Below are 20,887 nucleotides of genomic sequence, written 5' to 3' on the forward strand. Positions count from 1 at the left end.
CTCGAGCCGCGCCTCGGTTCTCCCCGGGGCGTGTACCAGCACACGGCGAACTGCCGAGCACTCGCGGCGGTGGGAGCGGCCATGTTGTCCCCAGACGAACGCCACCAACTGCATTTGATCGAGAAGTCCCTGGAAGCGAACGATCCACAGTTCGCCGCCCGGTTGCGCCGGACGCCGACCCGGCCCCCGACCGCGAACGGTTACCGCCTCGCCGCGATAACAGCGCTGGTTGGCATGCTGGCAGCCTGGCTCGGGTTGCTGCTGTTTTCTCCTCTGCTGATGTTCGGCGGCGCGTGTCTGGCGATCAGTGGTTACCTGCGTATCCACCTGATGCGCTGAGCCGGACACGCCCGACACTGTCAGCCAGCCTGCCACGTGCGAGGGGCATGGATTACCCTTGCCGCTGGTGTGCCGGGAAGTCTGGTCGGCGATAGGACGGAAGTCCGAGCTGTTGCTGCCGAACCTGGAGCCTGAATGTCGTCTCGCGTTGTCAGGCTCAGAGCGACCGCCCCACATGCGAACGGCGCGAACAAGTCGGCTGACCAGCGCCGGTACCGCCCCGAGTTGCAAGGACTGCGCGCACTGGCCGCCATCCTGGTCGTGGTATACCACATCTGGCTGGGACGGGTGTCCGGTGGTGTAGATGTCTTCTTCCTGATCTCCGGTTTTCTCGTGACCGGTCAGTTGGTTCGGTCTGCCCAGCGCGGTCCCGTTCTGTTCCGGCCGTTCTGGGACAAGTTGATCAAGCGTTTGTTCCCAGCGGCCTTGACTGTGCTGCTCATCATCGCGGTCGCCAGCATCCTGTTCCTGCCGCCGAACCGCTGGTTCCAGACGATCCGGGAGATCGCCGCCGCCGCCTTCTACCTGGAGAACTGGCAGCTGGCGATCGACTCGACCGACTACTACGCACAGAACGACGCGGCGAGCGTGGTGCAGCACTTCTGGTCACTGTCCATTCAAGGGCAGTTCTACCTCGTGTGGCCGCTGTTGGTAGGGATGGTCGTTCTGATCGCGCGCCTCATCAACCGGGCTGTCCGTTCCACCCTGTTCGTGGTTCTGCTCGTGGTGTTCGGGATGTCGCTGGCGTACTCGATCCGGCTCACGGACGCGAACCAGCCCGTCGCCTACTTTCACTCGTTGACCCGGATATGGGAGTTCGCGCTCGGCGGCCTGCTTGCCTTGGCGATCGCGTCGATCCGGATGCCTCGCGGATCACGTGTGGTGCTGGGGTGGCTCGGAACGATCGGCCTGATGTCCTGCGGCATCGTGCTGCAGGTCGGCAGCCTTTTTCCGGGCTACCTGGCGCTGTGGCCGATCGTCACAGGCGCGCTGGTCCTGATCGCCGGCCAGACAGGTAGCCCGCACGGCGTCGACCGACTCCTCGGCTCACGCCCCATGCAGTACGTGGGCAACCTCAGCTACAGCCTCTACCTGTGGCACTGGCCGGTGTTGGTGTTCTACCTCGTGATCCGCGGCCGCACCGAAGTCGAAGTTGTCGGCGGCCTCGGCGTGATCGGCCTTTCCTTCGTCCTGTCCGCTGCCACTTATCACCTCGTCGAGCAGCCACTACGACGCTCACACATGGGCGAACGAACTCGCTGGGGCGCTTACCGGTTCGGTGTCGCCATGATGATCCCCCTCCTGGCAACCGTCACCGCCTGGCAGTTCGTCAGTGCCCACAAAGCCACCGCGTACGCGGCATCGGTGGACGATCCGGACCACCCAGGTGCCATGGCCATGAGCGAAGGCTTCGAGTACTGGGGCTCACCTGATCCTCCGCTCGTACCGCCCATGGTCGCACTACCCAACGAATGGGCTGCATTCACACCCAGCACCTGCTCCACATCAGCACACAGCGGCGAGCTACGCATCTGTTCCTCGACAGCGCCCGATCCCCCGGCCCGCCGTCTCGTGCTCGTGGGTGACTCGCACATCGGACAGTACGTCGGCGCTCTGCTCCCTGTCGCCGAACGCCGCAACTGGCAGCTCATCGTCATGACCCGAGGATCGTGCCCGTTCTCGACCAATTCCGAGACGACGCCCCACGACAAGCCGTGCGTCGAATGGAACGCCGCAGCCGTCACCGAGATCATCGCCCTGCGCCCGGACGCGGTGTTCACGCTGGCCAGCCGCAACGTCCGAGTCGGGTTGACGGAGGAGACCCCTGTGGGATTCGTCGACCAGTGGCGGAGCCTGCAGCAAGCCGGAATCCCCGTGCTGGCGGTGCGAGACTGCCCACGCTACAGCTACGCGCCCTCAGAATGCGCGAACACCTACGGCACGGACGCACCGCAATGCAACGCCCTGCGCGCCGAGATCATCCCTGCCGAACCTTCCTACACCAGGATCGCCGATCCGCCGTCCAATGTGTCCTTCTTGGACTTCAGCGACTACTTCTGCACCGACGAGCGCTGTCCACCCGTCATCGGCAACGTCCGGGTGTACATGGATGACAATCACATCACAGCCGCGTTCATGACCACCATGTCACCTTTGGTGGAACAGGCCATCGACAACGCGCTCGACGCCATACATCCTCCCTCAGCCGCCATAGACAACTGACGAGGCACCACGTGACCTACCGGCCGCCAGGGCACGTGAGGGCTTCTGGCTACGGTTTCCTTGTCCGTCCTGACGAACATCCGTGACCAGGCGGTGCGGTGAGTCCGTGGACTCACCGCACCGGATCACGGCCGGTGATGGCTCGCCCTGCCTCGACCCACCGAGGCGGTGAATCCGCGTCCGGCACACCTGTGCACCCACTGGGCGTGAAGCACGTGCAGTCTCAGCTGCGCCTGCCCACGGAGCAGCTGCCGGTACATGTGCTCCACGCAGGACATCCTCCTCAGCCGTGTGACCTGACCGGTGAGGTTGAAGCTCGGCCGCACAGACGCGATCTGATGGGACACCGAGGTGTGCCTGGCGTGTCAGATGCTGCTGGCTTCTTGCGTACGCAGACCGCGGCTGGTGACCACGCGGGCGCTCCCGTCGGCCAAGCGGTACGACAAGCCGACCACGGCCGCCCTACCCGCCGTGACCTGGTCAGCGAGGACCCTGGACCGGTCCACAAGCAGGTCGACAGTGTGACGAATGTGCTCGGCGATGATGTCGTCGTCCTCGACAAAGCCAGCGGCCCGAGCAGCCAGCACGCTCGGCGTGACACGTTCGATGACATCACGCACATACCCCGTTGAGCTCACGCCATCGGTCAGGGCAGCGCGAGTGGCCGCGACCGCGCCGCACGAATCGTGCCCCAGCACCACCACCAGCGAGCAGTCCAACACACTGACCGCGTACTCGATACTGCCCAAAACCTCTGCTCCCACCACGTGCCCCGCAGTCCGCACGACGAACAAGTCACCGAGCCCGCGGTCGAAAATGATCTCGGCAGCTAACCGCGAATCCGAACAGCCAAACAACACAGCAAACGGCCGCTGCCCGGGTGCGGTCTCGGCACGTCGAATGGCGTCCTGGTTAGGATGCTCCGGCGCACCGGCGACAAAGCGCCCATTACCGGTCAACAGCAGGTCAAAGGCCTCGGACGGGGTCACCTGCGGCGCATGCGTCATGAACGCAGACTACCGTCCACGAACCGGCAAAACGGACACACGTAGAGATCATCCCAACCGACACCGGCTCACGGCTGACTCGAGCCGCGCATCGGAACCGCAACGTCACTGACGCGAACCGCCGATTCGGCGACGGATGTAAGGCGGGCGGGTTGGTTCATGCTGGCGAGGCGGCCAACCAACGCCGCCCGTGTGGGCACACTGTTCGGTACGTCCGGTCGGCATGGACTGTGGCGCCTTGCGGATCAGCGTGATCCCGCCAGCACCCACATCGAGCAGTGTCTACCAGCCAGTGCGGAGGCGTTGCCTGATCGCCGGTTTACCGTCGACTCGGAGAGCAGCAGGTGGCGACTTGGCTTTGCGGCCGGTGCCGTCGTGGGCGAGGGTGAACGGCTCGTCGGCGGCGAGCAGTCGAACCCCGGCGCGTTCGAGGCGGCCCTCAATGTCGGTGGCGATGTAGGTGCGGCGGGCGATGCGGTCGATGGATTCGCAGATGACGAAGTCGAAGCGCCGGTCGGCGCGTTCGGCTTCGGCGAGCAGGCCCTGGATTCCACCGTCACGCGGGATCGGGATGTCGAACTGCTCATGCGCGGCGCTCTTGCCGCGGGCGTCAAGTTCTTTGCGACCGGACTCGATGTCGTAGAAGTGCGCCACGATTAGCGCGCACCTAGGGCAGCACGAGCTGCGAGGCTCGGAGCTGCCGGGGCAATGACAGGGTCGGGTCCTGCTGGGCGTAGATCAAATTGCGCCCCGCCTAAGCGAAGCGCAGCAACCGAGGCCGTACGGTGGCTGCATGCCTGCGGCGCAGAGGTGGGCGATGCCGAGAAAGTCCTGTGGGACGGCGGTGGTGAGAGTGGTGACGCGGACGGAATCTCTTGTAGCTCTTACTCCGTGGTCGCGTGCCGCAGATGCTCTAGCGTGGCCAGCACCGGTCGACCAACACCAGCTTGTACCTCGCTACCCGCACCGACCGCCCGCTGCCGCGGACGGTGCTCCCGGCGAGCGTCTTGCCGCGCCTGCCACACCGGCCTGACCTCGGCCACCAACCTCGCGATCACCCGAGCCAACAACCCCGTCACCCGACGACTCGACAACAGCCCAGCACGACTCATACCAAGATCATCCCAGTTTCAAGATCACCAACCACACACGAGGTCGTTAGGCTGGCCGGACGGTGGCGCGGGATCCGAAGGGCAACGCCCCCGCCTATCACTTCGACGGCGAAGCTCGTCAAAGCAAGGCGGCGGACGTGCTACGGCATGAGCAGTCGCGGGAGCGGAACGCCAACGCGACATTCAAAGCCACCACCGACGGGTTAAACAGCACCAGCAAGAACACCTACGACCCGCTCAACAACCTGATCGACACCGAACTGCCGACCGGCGCGAAGAACACTATCGGCTACACCGCGGCGACACACCCCCGCACTCGCCGACGTCCTTGACAGACCCCGCCGGACGGGAAGTAGTCGTGCGCGAAAATGACGGGCCAGGCAATCTGAGAAGTCCGCTCGACCGGACAGAACGCCGATCTACGTCCGCACCTACAACTGCCCGAACGGCACACTGGCGACGGCGAAGGACGGCAACGGCAACATCACGATCGTCAAAGTGTGGCAGCCTTGAGGACTTGCTGATGTTCAACGATGTTGACTCTCGACGAAAGGGTCTTCGAGCAGTGAACAAGGCGATGAGCAGTAGAGTCACATTGCTTGTTACTGCGGTCCTAACCATGCTCGCGGTTCTATTTGGGCTACAAGGACTGTTCAGTAAGGTGGTCGCGATCATTTTGACACTCATCATCATATTCGCGGGAGTCACACTCGCCGCATACTTCGACAGATCCGCAAAACGCGGTAGATAGGCATCTCACTTGATTCAGGTAGGCGTACGCCTCAACGCCTATCCCGTTGACATCCGTCACGACGAAACAACCTAAGTTCCCTTACAGGCCAGCCCCACACAGCTCATCCCCACGCAGCAGGTCCGCCCGCGCACCTCCGCCAGAGCTGATCGCCCGCCGTCACATCGACAGGACGTTAGATGATCTTATCGTTGGCCTGCGGCCGCGCGCCCCCGCAAAGGCCAATTGGATTGGGCGCCGACCTGGGGATACGTAATTGGTGGCATCACCTGATCAGCGGGGACAATCGTTTCCGCAGGATCTGCCGACGCGCGCATTTCGTCGAGTTGACAGGTGTGCCGTGCGGTGTTTTGCTGAATATATGGCCGACACTGCACTCTATGACGATGGCCGTGTGGTTCTGGACGCGGAGGGGGTGACGCTGCGGCGCTACTATTTCCCGGTCGCCACGAGCAAGCGGATTCCGTATGACAAGATCCGCGGATTCGAAGCCCGGCCGATGGGATGGCTGACCGGCAAGGGACGCGGCTGGGGTTCGGCACATCCGCGTTACTGGCTTCCACTGGACACCAGCCGGCCGAAGAAGGACACGCTGGTGGTGCTGGACACCGGCCACTACGTGCGGCCCGCGTTCTCGCCGGACGACCCCGACCGTGTGATCGAGCTGCTGCGCGACCGCACGAGGACGGCTTCGGGTTCGTAGCTTCACCGGCAAGCGGATCGGATGGCTTCCGCGGCGCCGTCGGCGTCCTCCACGGTGAGCACGAACCGCACGCCGTCGCCCAGGGTGAGCCGCAGTCCCGGACCACGGCGGAGATTGAGTGCCGCATGACCCAGTAGGCGGAGACTGCCGCGGTATCCCCAGCCGCCATGGTGACGTGGGTCGACGTTGACGACCGCGACGGCTCGGACATCGTTCAGTCGGATGGTCGTCCGTGGCCACCGTAACGGACCGCCGTAGGCGATCCGTAGATGCGATGCGGTCACTTGCACCCGGATCTCGGCCAGCGCCAGGATGCTGACGCCGCCTGCCGCCAGGACCACACCGGCAGCCGGGTGAACGATGGCGCCGAGCGCGACAGCGGCGAGGAGAAAAGCCGCGCCTGCCGGAATGGCGAACCGTGACCGGCAACCTCCCTCCCAACGAACGATCGCGGAGCCCGGCGGCACGGGGGAAGGCCGGCTCAATGCGGCCAGCGGGCTGAGGAGCGCCAGCACGACCACGGCGACGAGCAGCGCCACCGGGAGCCGCGGCTGCCCGGAGGGGGCGTTGGCGACAGCGACGAGCACGCCGAGTCCACCGAACAGAACGCCGACGAACACGGCGGTGGCACGCCACCAAGCGTGCCAGGCGAGGCGATCGGCGACCAAAGCCAGCGCCGCTCCTGCGGCGGCGATGCCGCCGGTGACCGCCCAAGCAGCCACACCCGGCAGCGTGCCATCGGGGTAACCGGCCGAGTTCCAGTGCACGACCAAAGATCCTTCGTTGATCATGAACGGTACCGTGGCCGCCGCTACCAGCAGACAGGCACCGGAGGTGACGGTCAGGCGCGCCGGTGGACGACTCATCGTCCGGCGAACGAAGAAAAGGACGCCACGACAGGGGAATCGTACCCGCACATCGTGTTCGGCGCGGGTATGGCGAGATCGATCAAATACGCCGTCACCGCCCGGTCAACGCACGCGCTGCCGCGGCCGTAGGCTGTGTGCCCGTCGCCATCGAAGCTCAGCAGGACGGCCTGTCCGAGTTGGACTGTCATGGCCTTGGCGCCGCGGTACGGCGTCGCGGTGTCGTGCAGCGTCCCGATCACGAGGGCAGGTGGGCCGGAGGACTGCCAGGTGAACGGTCCTTCGAAATCCTCGGCCGGGTTGACCCGGAGCAGACCGGCGGGCAGGCTCGAGTAGACGTTGAGTGGTCCGAAGGTGGGAGCGGTTGCCGCCGCTCGCTGTGCCGCAAGAACGAAGGCAGCGACAGAGGACGGATAGTCGCGATCGGCGGCGGTGATCGCGAGGAAGGCGTCGGGCCATTGCTCGTAGGAACCGTCGGCCGAACGCCCGCGGAAGACGTCCGAGGCGAGTTGGAGCAGGCTACCGTCGCCCGCCTCCGCCTGGGCCAGAGCGAGTCCGAGGAACGGCCAGCTCTGCCGCGCGTACAAGGCCGCTTGAACTCCGGTGACGAGCACGTAGGCGTTGACAGGCCGTGCAGGATCGCCGCTGGGCGCGGCCAATGGCTTCCGGCGGACCGTCGCGAGCAAGCCGTGGAACCGCCGCTCTGCGTCACCGGTCAGCGAACACTCCGCAGGGGTCTCGTCGCAGTGGTGAAAGAACCGGCGCAGGCCGTTCTCGAAGCCACGCGCCTGCTCGATGTCCTTGCCCAACGGGTCCCTCGCGGTCTGCACCGGGTCGACCGCGCCGTCGAGAGCCATCGCGCGCAACCGGTGGGGGAACAGGCTGCTGTAGGTGGCGCCGAGATAAGTGCCGTAGGAGAAGCCCAGGTAACTGATCTGTTCGGCGCCGAGCGCCGAGCGGATGGTATCGAGATCTCTGGCGGCGTATGCGGTTGTCAGCAGAGGCAGGTCTCCGCCGGACTCGTAGGCACAACCGGCTGCCGTGCGGACGGCGTGCTGGACGAGGCCGGGCAGGTCCCGAAGGGTGGGGAACGGATTCGTCCGGACTGCCGCCGCGTCGCGGGACCCATCGTCGATGCACCGCACCGGTCCGCTCTCGCCGACTCCGCGCGGATCGAAGCTGACCAGGTCGAACCTCTCCGCCACTGTGGACAGCTGGCCACCGGCGGCGATCGGGAGATATCGCACGCCGGAATTGCCTGGGCCGCCTGGATTGACCACCAGGGTTCCCACTCTGCTGGCCGGGTCGCGGGCGGGCAACCGGATCACTGAGAGCGTGCGCTGTCCGGATGACGGGCGCCGGTAATCGTTGGGGACGGGGATCCGGGCACACTCATAGGGCGCCGGGGCGTGAGCACACCGTTGCCAGGCAAGAGATGTCGTTGCTGAGACAGGTCTGAGACCAGTGGTACCGAGAACGAGGACGCTGGTCAGCACAGCGCTCGCCCGCCTCACCCTGAGTTCTCCGCCCACTGGTAGGCCTGGGCCTGGTCGGTGTACATCCGGCAGTACAGCCCTTGTTCTCGCATGAGCTGGTCATGACTGCCCACCTCGACGACCTGCCCGCCGTCGAGCACGTAGATCACGTCGGCGGCGCGGACAGTCGAGAACCGGTGCGAGATCAGCAGCGTCGTCTTGTCCTGCGTCGATCTGACGATGTCGTCGAAGAACCGGCGCTCGGCCTGTGGGTCCAGAGCGGCAGTGGGCTCGTCGAGCACCACAAGCGGGGCGTCACGGAACAACACCCGGGCGAGCGCGAGCCTTTGCCACTGCCCCACCGACAGCTCCACGCCCCCGTCGAAGACCGTGCCGAGCTGGGTGTCGTACTTGTCGGGCAACGCGAGGACGAACTCGTGCGCGCCCGCCCTTCGAGCGGCGGACCGCACGGAATCGTCGTCGGGTGTGCGGCTGGTGTCGCCGATCGAGATGTTCTCGGCCACCGTGAACAGGTAGCGGCCGTAGTCCTGGAACATCACGCTGATCATCCGCCGGGTCCGGGTCTCGTCGAGACCGGTGAGGTCGGCGCCGTCCCAGGTCACCTCTCCGGAGTCCGGCCGGTACAGTCCACAGAGGATTTTCGCGAGCGTGGTCTTTCCTGATCCGTTGGCACCGACGAGCGCCACGACCTGCCCCGGTTCGATGATCAGGTCCACGCCGTCGAGTGCCGGCCTGGTCGTGCGCGGGTAGCTGAAGCGGACCGACTTGAGCTCGATCCTGCCGACACGGTGCACCGGCTGTCCGGCGGGGGGCTGTGTCTGCCGGGCAGCACGCACGAACGTCCGGTAGTCCTCGACGAAGAGGGAGCTCTCGTGCAACTGGCCGAAACCCAGCGCCAGTGTGTTCAGCACACCCGCGATCTGCACGACAGCGACCGCCCCGACGGCCGTACCGGCATAGCTGAGCTGTCCGGCGGCGACCAGGCCGAACAGCACAGCCAGGCTGGCGACCACGCAGATCGCCAGCAACACGCCACCGAGGGCCGACCGGGCCACAGCGGTTCTGGTGAGACGCCGCAGTGCGGTCACCCGCCGGTCGAACACGGCGTTGCCGCGCTCCCGCAGGTGTGGCTCCAGATCGTAGGCCCGCACCTCGGCCAGCGCCGACCGGTTGATCAACAGTGATCGCAGGTAGTACCGGAACCGTTCGGCCTGGTTGAACCCGGTGGCGAACCGGTGGTAGGACCGGCTTGTGGCCCGCTGCACGGCGAGCAGCGGAACCAGCAACAGGATCACCGAGACGATCAGCAGCGGCTGCAACGCCATCACGACTGCGACCAGGCCCGCCAACGCCGTGACAGCGCCGAGGATTCCCAGCAGGCCCTGCACGATGACCAAGGGCCGGCCGCCCGCGTTCTGCGCGCGGTTGAGCCTGTCATGGAACTCCGGGTCGTCGAAGGACCGCAGGTCGGCGTCGCGTGCGACGTCGAGGACACGTTCGAAGACGAACCAGGTCGTTCGCTCGATCAGCAAGGGTCTGCCCGCTGCGACGCACAACTGCGTGGTCGCGAGCACAGCGAGCGCGGCTCCGAGGAGCGCCAGCCCCGGTAGTAGCTGGTCCAGCGCCTGCCCAACCGAACCCGCCTGGGCTGAACCCGGCTGCCCCGCGGCAGCTTCCAGCACGACCTTCAGCGCGAGCAGCATGCCTGCCTGTGCGGCCGCAGCGACCACGAACAATGACACGACAGCCACGCATCCGCCGCGTGATGCCGTCCACAACAGACGAACGCAGGCGCCCAACAGCGAACCGAAGCCGCGCAGTGTCCGCCGGCCTTCAAAAGATTCCCACCCGACCCGGCGCAACCGATTGACAGAGTCACTTCCTTTCGTCACCGGTACCACAGGCCAGAGGACTCCGGCGACGACACATCCACGTACCGCAGATTCCCATCGCCTCGTGAGATCCGCAGGAAGCAGGTGCAGACGAAAGGCGCGTCCAACTCGGCGTACGCGGCGGCCAACTCGGCGCTCATCGCCTCGGCTGCCAGGCTGGAGGCCGGGTCGATCTGAGCGGTGGACGTCGCGGCGACGCCGCGAGTCCACCATGAGTCCGCTGCGGTGGACAGGTGGTTGACAGTCGTCCAGCACACATCCAGGCTCTCGGCAGCGGCCCATGCGGCGACGCTGTCCAGCGGTGCCGGTACGAATCCGTCGCTCAACGTCATACCGATGATCTGGGCCACGCCGCGATCGGCGAGATGCCGCGGCAGCCCACGCAGAATTCGCCAGGTCACGTCGAAGCCGTCTGCCCCGCCATCGCCGACGAAGGGATAAGGCATCCCTGCGGGGATCGGCAGCAGTGGCGGGTTCGCGGTGACGAGGTCGTAGCGGCCGTCCGCTCCGGCGTACAGGTCCGCACAGTTCACGGTGATGCGTCCGGCGAGGCCGTTCACCTGGGTATTCACGGCGCACAACGCGGCGGCCACCGGGTTGACCTCGACCGCCACGACCTCCATGCCGCGAGACGCGGAAACGAGACTCTGCAGCCCTGGACCGGCACACAGGTCGAGCGCCTTGCCGCGCCTGATCTCCAGACGTGCGGCGAGTGCAATGGAGTCGTCGCCGAAGTAGAGCGTCGGCGACATCTGCGGCAACTGGGCCAACAGCCAGATGCCGTTGAGGCGGAACAGGCCGAGTCCTTGAAGCGAGACCTTCCCCTGATGCGCCGCGGCGACGCCCGCGCCGAGCAGGTCGGGCACCAGCTCCACGAGCGCGGCGGGCAGCCGGCCGGGGTCAACCGATCCGCCGAGCAGCAGCAGTTCGAGTGCCGCGCGCAGCGGGTCGTCGAACGCCAGCGCGGTGTCGTACCACGCTGTGGGTGAGACCGTCGACGGGTGGAAGGACGCCGCGACCTCCGAGTATCCGCAGCGTCCTAGCGCCTCGGGCAGGCGTGCGAGCCCGGCATCGGCAGCCGGGACCGCCTCCGGGACGGCGGGAACCGTCATGAGGGTCCACCTCCGTGGTCGGCGCCGGCCAGACCCGCCTCGACCGGTGCGACGAATCCGATGTCGTGCAGGATCCGAGCCGCGAGGACATCGGCCTCGATGGCCGCGCTCGCCTGCCGCAGAGTGCTGACCGCCCGGGGGTTGGTGGTGACGTCCTCGCAGATCTCGCAGATCGCGGAATACCGGGAACGAAAACGCAGCGAAGGGTCCAATTCCAGCGCCCGGCGCATCAGGTACCGCGGGCCGAGTTCGGCGATCGCCGCGACGAGGGGGTCAGCGTTGGCGCGCCCGACGAGCTCGGTCACCGAGGAGTCACCGACCGCGCCGAAGTCGAGGACCTCGTTGTGCTCGGCCTCGATGCCGCAGCAGGCGACGAGGTGGTTCTTCGGCGACAGTGCGGCGCTTCGAACCGCCCACGGACACGGACGCTCGAGGTGTTCCTGCGTCGCCGGATAGCTGACATACCGCTCCCGCAGACGACGACCCCGGCCGATGCGGTACACGTTGTTGTTGGCGATCAGATAAGTCGTGCCGTCGCCTGAGGCCGGTGGCATGCTACGCAGGTCACCGCTGTCGTCATACGTCAGTGGGACACGCTCGCCGAGTTCCTCCTGCACGCTCTCCGGAGTGACCTTGCTGCCAGGACCGGACGACAGTGCGATGACGACCGACCGGAACCCGACCCCCTTGCACGCCCGCCACGCGTTGACCACACACTCCAGTGGGATGAAGGGCAGGTGGAAGTCGTCAGCGCTGAAGTTGATCTCGTCGAGACCGGCCTCGCGCAACTGCGTGACCATTGTGGCGGCGCTGTGCTCGTTGGTCGCCCAGCTGGCGTTGGTGACCAGCCGGGTGCCGATACCGAGGCTGTTGACGTGGGCGATCGCGTCCAGCAGTTGTTCGCCGAGTGTCGTCGGCTCGCCGCCCGCGAACACCACGACGGACAGCCGGCCGGCGGTGTGGGCGGCCTCCACGGCTTGCACGATCTGCCGGTACTGCAAGGTGTCGTCGCGTTCCGGGCCCGACCGCACCAGGCAATGCGCGCATCGAGCTGTGCAGGAGCTCGTGGTCAACACCGTCATCTGGTCCGGCACAACCGCTGCCGAGGAAGGGTAACCCAGCCAGGTGGTGTTCACGGCTCACCTCCTCATCGGCTCAAGGGTCCCGAGCCGCGGTGCGTGCCACTGGGCGTCCCGCTCCGCGTCGAGATCAGGGATGATCGGCAGGCTCAGCGCCTGCATTCCTTCCCGGACAAGAAGTCCGCGTTCCTCCAGGCGAGCCGCCGCACGCACCACGCGCTGCTCGTCGGCATCCACGCGTTCACCGAGCCTGCTCAGCGAGCGGCGCTCGGCACAACCGTCCAGGACAAGGACCTCGAGCGGATCGTCGATCACCTCGACTCCCAGGTCCGTAGCGGAAGTGGTACGCCCCACGATGCGCAACCCGCCTTCGGCCCGCATCCAGAGACCGGCACCGGCGAGGAACGCCTCACGCCACACCTGTAGCGCCTCGACCAATTCGTCCCTGGCTTGTTCATACTCGTCGGTCTGCTGGTCTGGCACCGTGAAGTCGAGCTGGTAGCACAACCGGTCGAGCAGCGGCGACGAGCACTGGTAGATCATGCGCTGGGTGTGGAACGGCCGCACCCCGGTGATACCGAACTTCTCCGGGGACCTGAAGTGCGGGCTGAACCGGTGCAACGCGAGCCGGTTGACGTCCGCGGGTGGCGGCAGGTGGTGCAGCCGCGCGGCGAGCCGCGTCATCTCCCTCAGTGCGTCCGGCGTTTCCCCTGGCATCCCACTGATGATCCCGTAGTTCACGGTGACCCCGTAGGCGTGTGCCCACTTCAGGTACGCGATCTGCTGCAGCGCGGTGGTTCCCTTGTCCATCAGCGCCAGGCACTCCGTCGAGAAGGACTCGATTCCCGGCTGCACCCGCAGGATGCCGGCGGAGGCCATCCGGGCGATCTCCCGGCGCCGCATGTTGGACTTCGTCTCGTAGAAGATCCGCCAATCCCGGCCAGCCGCCCTGGCGTCGCGCAAGGCCGGCCACACCGTTTCCTGGTAGGTGGCTGCGACGATGGCGTCGGTGCAGTACAGCAGGTCCGGCTGGTACCGGTCGTACAGTTCGCTGAAGATGGCGGCCGCGTCCTCGGGTTCCCTGGCCCGGTACTCGTCGTCCACCGATCGGATCCCGCAGAACGTGCAGTGGTGCTTGCGGCCCCACCAGCAGCCACGCGAGGTCTCGACCAGCAGGCACATGTTGCCTGTGGTGTATTCGGAGGCCGCCCGTTGTGCCAGGAACGAGCTGTAGTCAGGCACGCGGACGTCGGTGAACGACCGGGACACCGGTGCCTCGGGCACCGTCACCACGGCGTCTCCCGCGCGGTGGACCAGGCCGGGAACGTCGGCCGTGCCTGCTCCAGCCGACAACCGGGAGAGCAGCAATGGCCATGAGTCGTCGACTTCGCCCTGGAGCACCAGATCGAACTCGGGAAACCGCTCGAGCAGAGCCGGGCCCATGGCGTCGTCGGTGCCGGTCCCTCCGACGACGATCGTCGCGGAGTCCCCACGCCGGCGCAGCGCGCGAGCGAAGGCCGCGGCGGGCACCTTCTGCGAGTCGAAGCCCACTGAGAGGCCGATGACGTCGAACTGCCCGGCCGGCACAGCCGCCAGCATCCGCTCGAGGCACCGTTCCGCCTCGATCACACCGAAGAAGAACTTGTCGACGATGTCCTGCCTGGCATCCGCGCGTACTCGGTCACGCCGCGAGAAGTCGGCATAGACGGCATCGACCAGGCGTTCCACGAAGCTGTTCACGTCAACGTCGAAATAGTGCGGCGTGAAGCACGCCTGCGCGCCGATTCCGTGGATCAGATCGTCGCGGAAGACTGTGGGCTGCAGCAATGCTGCGTGCACGGTGTCGGCCCGGTGACCCATGCGTCGTGCGCGGTCGGCCAATTCCTCGATCGCCAGATTCGGCACACCCGGCTCGCACAGGGGCGGCGACACCAAGCAAATGGATAAATCGCCCATCACGCGAGCGAGGCGTCGATGATCCGCACTTCGTCAGGGCCTATCTCCGCTTGGACCCGAAGTTCGCGACCCTGGAAACGGTAAACGCTCGTGCGCTGTTCGACCCCTTCCGTCGCTGGGGCCGACTCATCGATCCGGACATCTCCATCGAGCGCGGCACGCTTGAGCAACGCGACCTGCCGATGCCGGGTGAGTCGCAGTTCGTCGAGCGTTCTGGCGACCGGTGAATCGTCGTAGCCGTCGAAAAGAGAGACCCGGTGTGTCGGCGACACCGCGTTGACCAGATGTGTCATACCGCTGGTGTTCGTGTTGGTGTTCACCGTCGCGTTGGCGTTGGCACCCGTGTTCGCGTTGGCACCCGCGTTCGCGTTGGCACCAGCGTTGGCGTTCGCGCCTGCGTTCGCGTTTGCCACGGCGAAGACGAAAACGAGAACATCCGGCGATTCGGCCGCCTGCCTCGGCGTCATCTTCGTGGTGAACGCCGCGATCGAACGCAGCGTCGCCAGTCGGGCCTGTTCGTCGATACCGGCCAGCATCTCGCCCATCGAACGGTAGCCACTCCGGTCGGAGAAAGCGATGTCGAGCCGGTGGTGGTCGAGAGTGGCGAGCGGATCCCGCACGAATTGACGGGCCAGATCCTCGTTCTCGTCGAGCGACGCGGCGAAATCGCGGATCGCGGCCAGCGCGGCAACAGTTGATTCGGCGTTCACAATTCCCTCCCCAGATGTCCGTACAGAACAATACCGGCCAGCTGCGCCGACTAGCATTCTCCTGGGTCAGCCGCAACGTACCACGCGGGAGAAGGTCAACTCAATTGCAACCGGCGACCACGCGAATCGGTTGATCAACGCCAATCACACTGACGGTGGGACCCTCGAATGGATGAACTGATCGGCGGAACCAGTGATATCCAATTGGTCCGACTTGCCTCGATGAACCATTGAACTCGTCGTCGATGATTACGACGCACGTGCCAATTGGATTGGCCGGAGCTGCATCCCACCTTATCGCCCGCTGAGCTGACCGGCCGCGCCTGGCAGGTGGAACGCGGGTGCGGCGAGTTCATTGAGCGGCACCTGGCGGAATGCCGGCGCTTCGAGCGACCGGTCCAGGAGAACGTCGGGCCACCCTACTCCCATAAGGCCGAACGACGTGGATTGCCGCAACCTGCGCCGATCAAACGTCATCGTTACACGTCAACCACATGGTGTGCAGGTGTGGTTGCCCGAGGCGACACCGGCGAAAGAACAACGCGAGCCGGGCTGCCCCTCCCGCCCGCCTTTATCGACTCTGGGGGCACCTCGCCTTCGACTTGAGAACCACCTGTGACCCCGCTCATGCCTTCGTCAACGCCAGGGACGACAGATCCTGGGGTCCGTACCTGGTGGAAGTCATCACCACGCCACGCCCAGCTCTCGCGGCCGCTCTACCGCAGGATCATCGGCTCCACCGTGTGATGCCATGACACACTCGTGCGGCCGAGCGAACGCTCGGCACCACCAGCGACGACCATCTGAAGATCGTGGAATGGGCCGCGTGGTCGCTGAACGTGCGGTTCGCGGTGGAGGACTGCCGGTATGTCACGTCGCCTGGAACGTGACCACTCACGGCGACGGGCGCGGTGGTGCGCGTGTCCACGCAGCTGATGGCGGCCTGTCGCCGAGGCGGACGGACGCGAGCCGGCAATCCGCTCAGATTAACGCTTTGGCGGCCGCGCAGGCGGCTCTGCGCTAACCGAATCTGGCCATGGCCCGCTTGGACGGGCCCACCCGCGACGTGAAGCTGCTGGTCGACTATCGACACGATCTGGTGGTCCAGCGCACCGCGTTGGTCAACCGACTGCGTCCGTGGTCGTGCTGGCATCATTTCACGTGTACGACAGACGGTCACTGGACCAGCCGGTCAGGCACGGGAAGGCCGAGTGCCACGAGCAGGCGGCTGGCTTTGACGTCGGCGAATTCGTCGCCTTCATCGACTTGGTCGCCGTCGTGACCGGCCCGCGCCGGACGGTTGGTCAGGTAACCGGTCATCACGTCCTCGATCTCGCGTCGCCGCCGGGCGTCGCCGTGGACAGCCACCCACCAGTCCGCCAACGCCGCGGCCTCACCGGCCACGTCCGTCTCGATAGCTCCAACCGGCTTCCGACCAAGATGGACAACACCAGAAGCAGACCTATGTGGACGGTAACGGACTTCGACGTGGTCACTGCCGTGCACGGCGAGCAGTAGCCATGGCTCGGCGACCTCCGGCTCCTGACCTGTTCGCCATTGCGTCCACCGCTCGCCGTCGTACAGCAACGCCCCGGAATACGCCATCGCGCTCACCTCTTCACTCAGCACTGGACTACCCGCATGCGACGGGTGATAGACGGCCAGTCGAAGATGTTTGCCCCTCCATACGTCGGGTAGTGAGGGCAATGCGGAAGTACAGCACCCCACGCGCACTCCCGCGCGGCTGGTGGCACTCGTCGTCGGAGTCGTGTTCCTGCTGGTCGGCATCGCGGGATTCATCCCCGGTCTGACCACCGCCCGGTCATCCACCGGTGCTGTTCCGCCGCCCTGCGGACGCGCCTCAAACCAAGAGATCAACGGCTGCGCCAGCGCCCACAGTTCGTCCGGCATCAACCTCAGCGACAGATCATTATCCACGAGAATGATCCAGACAGATCATGATCAACCACATGAGACACCCTCTTATCGCCACCTTATCCGCGCACCCGTGCAGCCGCTTGTCAGTCGTATTCACCCTGGCGTGTAGTTCGGCGGACACGGATCTGGTCCACAGGAACCTTGGGTGAACGTGCCGTCAACACCATGTCGACAAGCACGCGTGCCGTCAGCGGTCGGCTCTCGATGCGGTCGCCGCCCGCATCCTGGCTTACTCGTTGCGCTTACGGGCGTGCCAGCGATCTATGATGGCGGGGAGTTCGGCCATCACGTAGGTGTAGAAGTCGCGCATCTCGACCAGGCGGCGCCCGGCGATGCTGTTCTCGCCGACAGCGTCGATCCCTTCGTTCGCGGACTCCTGCATGACCTTGACGATCTCGTTCTGGCTCGACATCAGGATGGCCCAGGCGTCGTCACGGAACCGGAAGTGTTCCCGGCGGCTGCCGGGTGCGGGCACCCGCTCGATCAACCCGACCGACGTCAGCGACTTGATCGCGGTCGAAACCGTGCCAGGGCTGATGGTGAGCCACTCGGCGAGTTCGCCCGCGGTCACCGTCTCCTGCTCAGCGAACAACAACGCGCACATCACCCGAGCGGTCATCCGCTGCATGCCGCCGCTGGCCAGTGTCAGCGCGAGGCGCTCAGCCGCCTCCATCGAGTCGTCCACCAGCATCCCTCCATGATCCTGACGCGATCCTAATACTATCCAACATTCGCAAAAATGCGAAAACTCAGTATAGTCGAACCATGGCCGTGATCGAGGTCGACAACCTCACCTTCACCTACCCCGGCAGCACCGAACCCGCCGTGCGCGGCATGGACTTCACCGTCGGCAAGGGCGAGATCTTCGGGTTCCTCGGCCCCAGCGGCGCGGGCAAGTCCACCACCCAGAAAATCCTGATCGGCCTGCTGACCGGGCACGGCGGCGCTGTCTCGGTGTGGGGCAAAGACCCGGCCGACTGGGGACAGGACTACTACCAGCGCGTCGGCGTGTCCTTCGAACTGCCCAACCACTACCAGAAACTCACCGCACTGGAGAACCTGCGGTTCTTCGCCTCCCTCTACAACAAGTCCACACTGGACCCGATCGAGTTGCTCGACTCCGTCGGTCTCGCCGAGGACGCCAACACTCGGGTCGGCAAGTTCTCCAAGGGAATGCAGATGCGACTGGTCTTCGTTCGTGCCCTGCTGCACGACCCCGACCTGTTGTTCCTGGACGAGCCGACCTCCGGGCTGGACCCCGTCAACGCCCGCAAGGTCAAGGACATCGTGCTGCGCGAGAAAGCCCGCGGCAAAACCATCTTCCTGACCACGCACGACATGGCCACCGCGGACCAGTTGTGCGACCGGGTCGCGTTCGTGGTCGACGGCCGAATCGTCGTACTCGACTCGCCCAGAGAACTGAAGGTCGCGCGGTCGGGGCTCAAGGAGAAGTACCGCCAAAAAAGTTCGAGCTCGACCTAGACGCGGCGGAGCCGCGGATCGTGGCGAAGCCCGGCACCGTGTCGTTTCCCTACAAGGTCAATGAGGACGAAGTCGAGCAATTGGTGATCACTCCCGAAACCGAGCAAGGAGACATCGAGTGGCGGTTGCGGCTCAACTGGACTTCCGGGGCTGACGTCGGGGAGTTGGTGGTTGACGACTCAGGGAGACCTTTCCGTACGACTTCGGCCATCGCTGCGCGCACATCCTGCTTTAACTCCGCGGCCAAGGTGTGGACACCATGTTGACCAGGCTGGTCCTAGTGGCCGCGCTGCTTCTCGCGGGGGCGTGCACCACCAATCCCGTACCGTCGCCGTCTGGGACTTCCGCGTCACCTGGACAGCCGAAACCGGGCGACCTGCCAAAGTGGATCAAGTCGTCGCACGGGGTGCCCGTCGAATTGGGAAGGGGACAGCGTGCGGGGTGGGATGGCGGGCTGCTGGTGGCTGACGATGGCACGGTTCGTACGTCGAAGGACGGCCGTGAGTGGCGCGTCGTGTCACCCGAGGGCGTGGTTGCGGCCGTGGCGGGCGAAGGGCACACGGTCGCGGGCTATGGCTCTTCTGGCTATTTCCTTGCCTGGTCGGATCGTGGGTTGACGGTGTGGCGCACCGAGGACGGCCAACGGTGGCACGCGGTCCCCCTGGACCCCGGTGGCCTCAAGATCGAGTCCCGGGAGCGTCTCAAGGTTGAGATCACCGCGGGGCCGCGTGGTGTGCTTGTCGTCGGCGTCGACAACTTTCACCCACCGAGCTATCAAGGCGTCTATGTGTGGATGTCGACCGATGGCCAGTCCTTTGGATCGATGACGAAAATCACCAAGCCGGACGAGGAAACGGGGCTGTCCGTCGATGCGGTGGCGACCTCGAGCGGCTTCCTGATGGTTGCGGCGCAGACGGTTCTGTCCTCGGTGGATGGAACGCGTTGGCAGGACGTCACTGCGGGGCTCCCGGATACGGGTGGATTCCTCCATGTGAGCGGCAATGCGTCGACGGTTGTGCTGTTCGCCCGTAAACCAAATTCTGAGGCGCAGCTGCCACAGGCGTGGTACCGGCGTGACGGAGTGTGGCGTCAAGCCAAGTTGGACCCTGGTCGACTGCCCGATGCCGGCGTGGTCCCGGCCGACGAGGTCGTCGTTACCGCGATGCGTGACTGGGGCTCCGGGTTCATCGCCGTCGGTCACACGTACGGTGGTGAAGGCCGTGAGGAAGCAGGATTGGTGTGGTACTCAGCCGACGGCTCTGGATGGACTCGAATGCCGGTCCGTGACAACGAGTTCCACACCGTATTGGGATTCGACGATGTCACGGTCAGTCGGAACAAGGCGGTGCTGTTGGGGGCTTCGTCCCACAACTCGGACACGCTCGTGATGTGGCACGCCGAAGCTCCGCCGCTACCGAAGCGCGTGGAGCCGTCTGTCCAGCCCTCGAATACTGCGACCGCTCCACCGTCGCCCGCGTGCGGTGAGCTTGCGCGAACAACCCGAAACGGTAGGAAACTGGAGTGGCGCGACGCCGATCTCGTCCCGCAGGTACATAAAGCCGCTTGCCAGCGCGACTATGAGACGCTGCAACGGTTGATGCCGGAGAGGTTCACGTACAACACAAGGCACGCGTCGGCAAGCGACGTGATCACCTCCTGGCGCAACACGGATCCCCAGGGAACATTCCTTGATCAACTTGCCCGCGTACTGGAGACAAGCCCGGACGCAACACAAGCGGGATTGCTGTTTTGCGGTGTTTCAGGCACGGTGGCAGGCTTCTCGCGTCCTACTCACCAGGCTCCGGAACAGTGGACCCTTTTCGGCCTTCCCGGGCAGCACACCACACAGTGCTGAGTCGCTATTTCTTGACCTCGTAGCGCAACGAACTAGGCTCGTCCGACCCCTCTCCTGCCCATGCCAAGTACAAGGTCGAGGCTGCGGTTCCCCGCGTATCACGACCGAGCTGCAGGCCGGTGGTGAGACGGTGAGCGAGAACACCGTCGCGTCGATCATGGCCGAGATCGAGATCGAGGGCATCGGTCGTTCCCGGTGCGGTCTCGCCGAGCGCGGTCAGCTCCGCTCGCACCCGCGGCTGCCAGCCGTGCGCCCCGATCCGATCACTACGGCTATGACAAACACGACTCGGCCGGTCGTAACCAGCCCCGGCTCGAAAGGTTGAAGTTTCAAGCCGGGGCCCAGTCACCATATACTATTCAGTAT

Annotated in this window: 19 protein-coding genes and 1 pseudogene; 8 read left to right on the forward strand and 12 right to left on the reverse strand. The window is 65.5% G+C overall.

Annotated elements, in window-relative coordinates; all coding sequences use genetic code 11:
- Positions 1-81 precede the first annotated feature (81 nt).
- Both ALI144C_RS13890 and ALI144C_RS13895 read left to right on the forward strand, forming a co-directional pair.
- Positions 82-339 (forward strand): DUF3040 domain-containing protein, encoded by a 258-nt coding sequence (locus tag ALI144C_RS13890; protein WP_143230630.1) that lies wholly within the window; start codon positions 82-84, stop codon positions 337-339.
- A gap of 135 nt (positions 340-474) precedes the next feature.
- Positions 475-2,562 (forward strand): acyltransferase family protein, encoded by a 2,088-nt coding sequence (locus ALI144C_RS13895; RefSeq protein ID WP_083753006.1) that lies wholly within the window; start codon positions 475-477, stop codon positions 2,560-2,562.
- A gap of 365 nt (positions 2,563-2,927) precedes the next feature.
- Here the strand turns inward: ALI144C_RS13895 and ALI144C_RS13905 are convergent, their stop codons facing one another.
- Both ALI144C_RS13905 and ALI144C_RS13910 read right to left on the reverse strand, forming a co-directional pair.
- On the reverse strand, positions 2,928-3,569 hold the full coding sequence (locus ALI144C_RS13905; RefSeq protein ID WP_076987491.1) for a carbonic anhydrase: 642 nt from the start codon (positions 3,567-3,569) through the stop codon (positions 2,928-2,930).
- Between the two features lie 282 nt (positions 3,570-3,851).
- The gene (locus tag ALI144C_RS13910) at positions 3,852-4,223 is read right to left on the reverse strand and encodes a recombinase family protein (RefSeq protein WP_076987492.1); all 372 of its coding nucleotides are present in this window, start codon (positions 4,221-4,223) and stop codon (positions 3,852-3,854) included.
- A gap of 520 nt (positions 4,224-4,743) precedes the next feature.
- Here ALI144C_RS13910 and ALI144C_RS13920 point away from each other — a divergent pair.
- Positions 4,744-5,013 (forward strand): hypothetical protein, encoded by a 270-nt coding sequence (locus ALI144C_RS13920; RefSeq protein ID WP_076987494.1) that lies wholly within the window; start codon positions 4,744-4,746, stop codon positions 5,011-5,013.
- Between the two features lie 780 nt (positions 5,014-5,793).
- Positions 5,794-6,135, forward strand: a complete 342-nt coding sequence (locus ALI144C_RS13925; protein ID WP_076987495.1) for a hypothetical protein — start codon at positions 5,794-5,796, stop codon at positions 6,133-6,135.
- Positions 6,136-6,137: 2 nt separating this feature from the next.
- Here ALI144C_RS13925 and ALI144C_RS13930 read toward each other — a convergent pair whose 3' ends face one another.
- The 10 genes and pseudogenes from ALI144C_RS13930 to ALI144C_RS13975 form a co-directional block, all read right to left on the reverse strand.
- Positions 6,138-6,926 carry a hypothetical protein gene (locus tag ALI144C_RS13930; protein WP_143230632.1) on the reverse strand — a complete coding sequence of 263 codons (789 nt, stop codon included), beginning with the start codon at positions 6,924-6,926 and terminating at the stop codon, positions 6,138-6,140.
- 71 nt (positions 6,927-6,997) lie between these two features.
- Positions 6,998-8,533: an alpha/beta hydrolase gene (locus ALI144C_RS13935; RefSeq protein ID WP_330359586.1), complete on the reverse strand. Its 1,536-nt coding sequence runs from the start codon at positions 8,531-8,533 to the stop codon at positions 6,998-7,000.
- Positions 8,512-10,248 carry an ABC transporter ATP-binding protein gene (locus tag ALI144C_RS13940; RefSeq protein ID WP_168211244.1) on the reverse strand — a complete coding sequence of 579 codons (1,737 nt, stop codon included), beginning with the start codon at positions 10,246-10,248 and terminating at the stop codon, positions 8,512-8,514. Before ALI144C_RS13940 ends, ALI144C_RS13935 begins: the two co-directional genes overlap by 22 nt.
- A 137-nt stretch (positions 10,249-10,385) precedes the next feature.
- The gene (locus tag ALI144C_RS13945) at positions 10,386-11,501 is read right to left on the reverse strand and encodes a methyltransferase (RefSeq protein ID WP_076987498.1); all 1,116 of its coding nucleotides are present in this window, start codon (positions 11,499-11,501) and stop codon (positions 10,386-10,388) included.
- Positions 11,498-12,637: a radical SAM protein gene (locus ALI144C_RS13950; RefSeq protein ID WP_076987499.1), complete on the reverse strand. Its 1,140-nt coding sequence runs from the start codon at positions 12,635-12,637 to the stop codon at positions 11,498-11,500. Before ALI144C_RS13950 ends, ALI144C_RS13945 begins: the two co-directional genes overlap by 4 nt.
- Positions 12,638-12,640: 3 nt before the next feature.
- Complete coding sequence (locus ALI144C_RS13955; RefSeq protein WP_076987500.1) at positions 12,641-14,536, reverse strand: RiPP maturation radical SAM C-methyltransferase; 1,896 nt, start codon at positions 14,534-14,536, stop codon at positions 12,641-12,643.
- Positions 14,536-15,246 carry a DUF5969 family protein gene (locus ALI144C_RS13960; RefSeq protein WP_076987501.1) on the reverse strand — a complete coding sequence of 237 codons (711 nt, stop codon included), beginning with the start codon at positions 15,244-15,246 and terminating at the stop codon, positions 14,536-14,538. The genes ALI144C_RS13955 and ALI144C_RS13960 overlap by 1 nt, the downstream gene beginning before the upstream one ends.
- Before the next feature lie 1,176 nt (positions 15,247-16,422).
- Positions 16,423-16,851, reverse strand: coding sequence for a hypothetical protein (locus ALI144C_RS55415; protein ID WP_168211246.1), 429 nt, complete (start codon positions 16,849-16,851; stop codon positions 16,423-16,425).
- Between the two features lie 207 nt (positions 16,852-17,058).
- Positions 17,059-17,157: pseudogene (locus ALI144C_RS57420) on the reverse strand (IS5/IS1182 family transposase); the annotation flags it as partial.
- A 256-nt stretch (positions 17,158-17,413) separates the two neighbouring features.
- Entirely contained in the window at positions 17,414-17,875 is a 462-nt protein-coding gene (locus ALI144C_RS13975; RefSeq protein ID WP_076987542.1) for a GbsR/MarR family transcriptional regulator, read from the reverse strand.
- Positions 17,876-17,949: 74 nt separating this feature from the next.
- On the opposite strand from ALI144C_RS13975, the gene ALI144C_RS13980 reads away from it, so the two are divergent.
- From ALI144C_RS13980 to ALI144C_RS54305, 4 genes are all read left to right on the forward strand, one after another.
- Positions 17,950-18,666, forward strand: a complete 717-nt coding sequence (locus tag ALI144C_RS13980) for an ABC transporter ATP-binding protein (RefSeq protein WP_083753011.1) — start codon at positions 17,950-17,952, stop codon at positions 18,664-18,666.
- 20 nt (positions 18,667-18,686) lie between these two features.
- A complete protein-coding gene (locus ALI144C_RS57425) occupies positions 18,687-18,932 on the forward strand; it encodes a hypothetical protein (RefSeq protein ID WP_237774129.1) in 246 nt (81 codons plus the stop codon).
- A complete protein-coding gene (locus tag ALI144C_RS54300) occupies positions 18,926-20,521 on the forward strand; it encodes a hypothetical protein (protein WP_143230633.1) in 1,596 nt (531 codons plus the stop codon). The genes ALI144C_RS57425 and ALI144C_RS54300 overlap by 7 nt, the downstream gene beginning before the upstream one ends.
- 130 nt (positions 20,522-20,651) lie before the next feature.
- Entirely contained in the window at positions 20,652-20,846 is a 195-nt protein-coding gene (locus ALI144C_RS54305; RefSeq protein WP_143230634.1) for a hypothetical protein, read from the forward strand.
- The last annotated feature ends 41 nt before the right edge of the window (positions 20,847-20,887 follow it).

The organism is Actinosynnema sp. ALI-1.44 (assembly GCF_001984155.1).
Classification (GTDB): Bacteria; Actinomycetota; Actinomycetes; order Mycobacteriales; family Pseudonocardiaceae; genus Kibdelosporangium.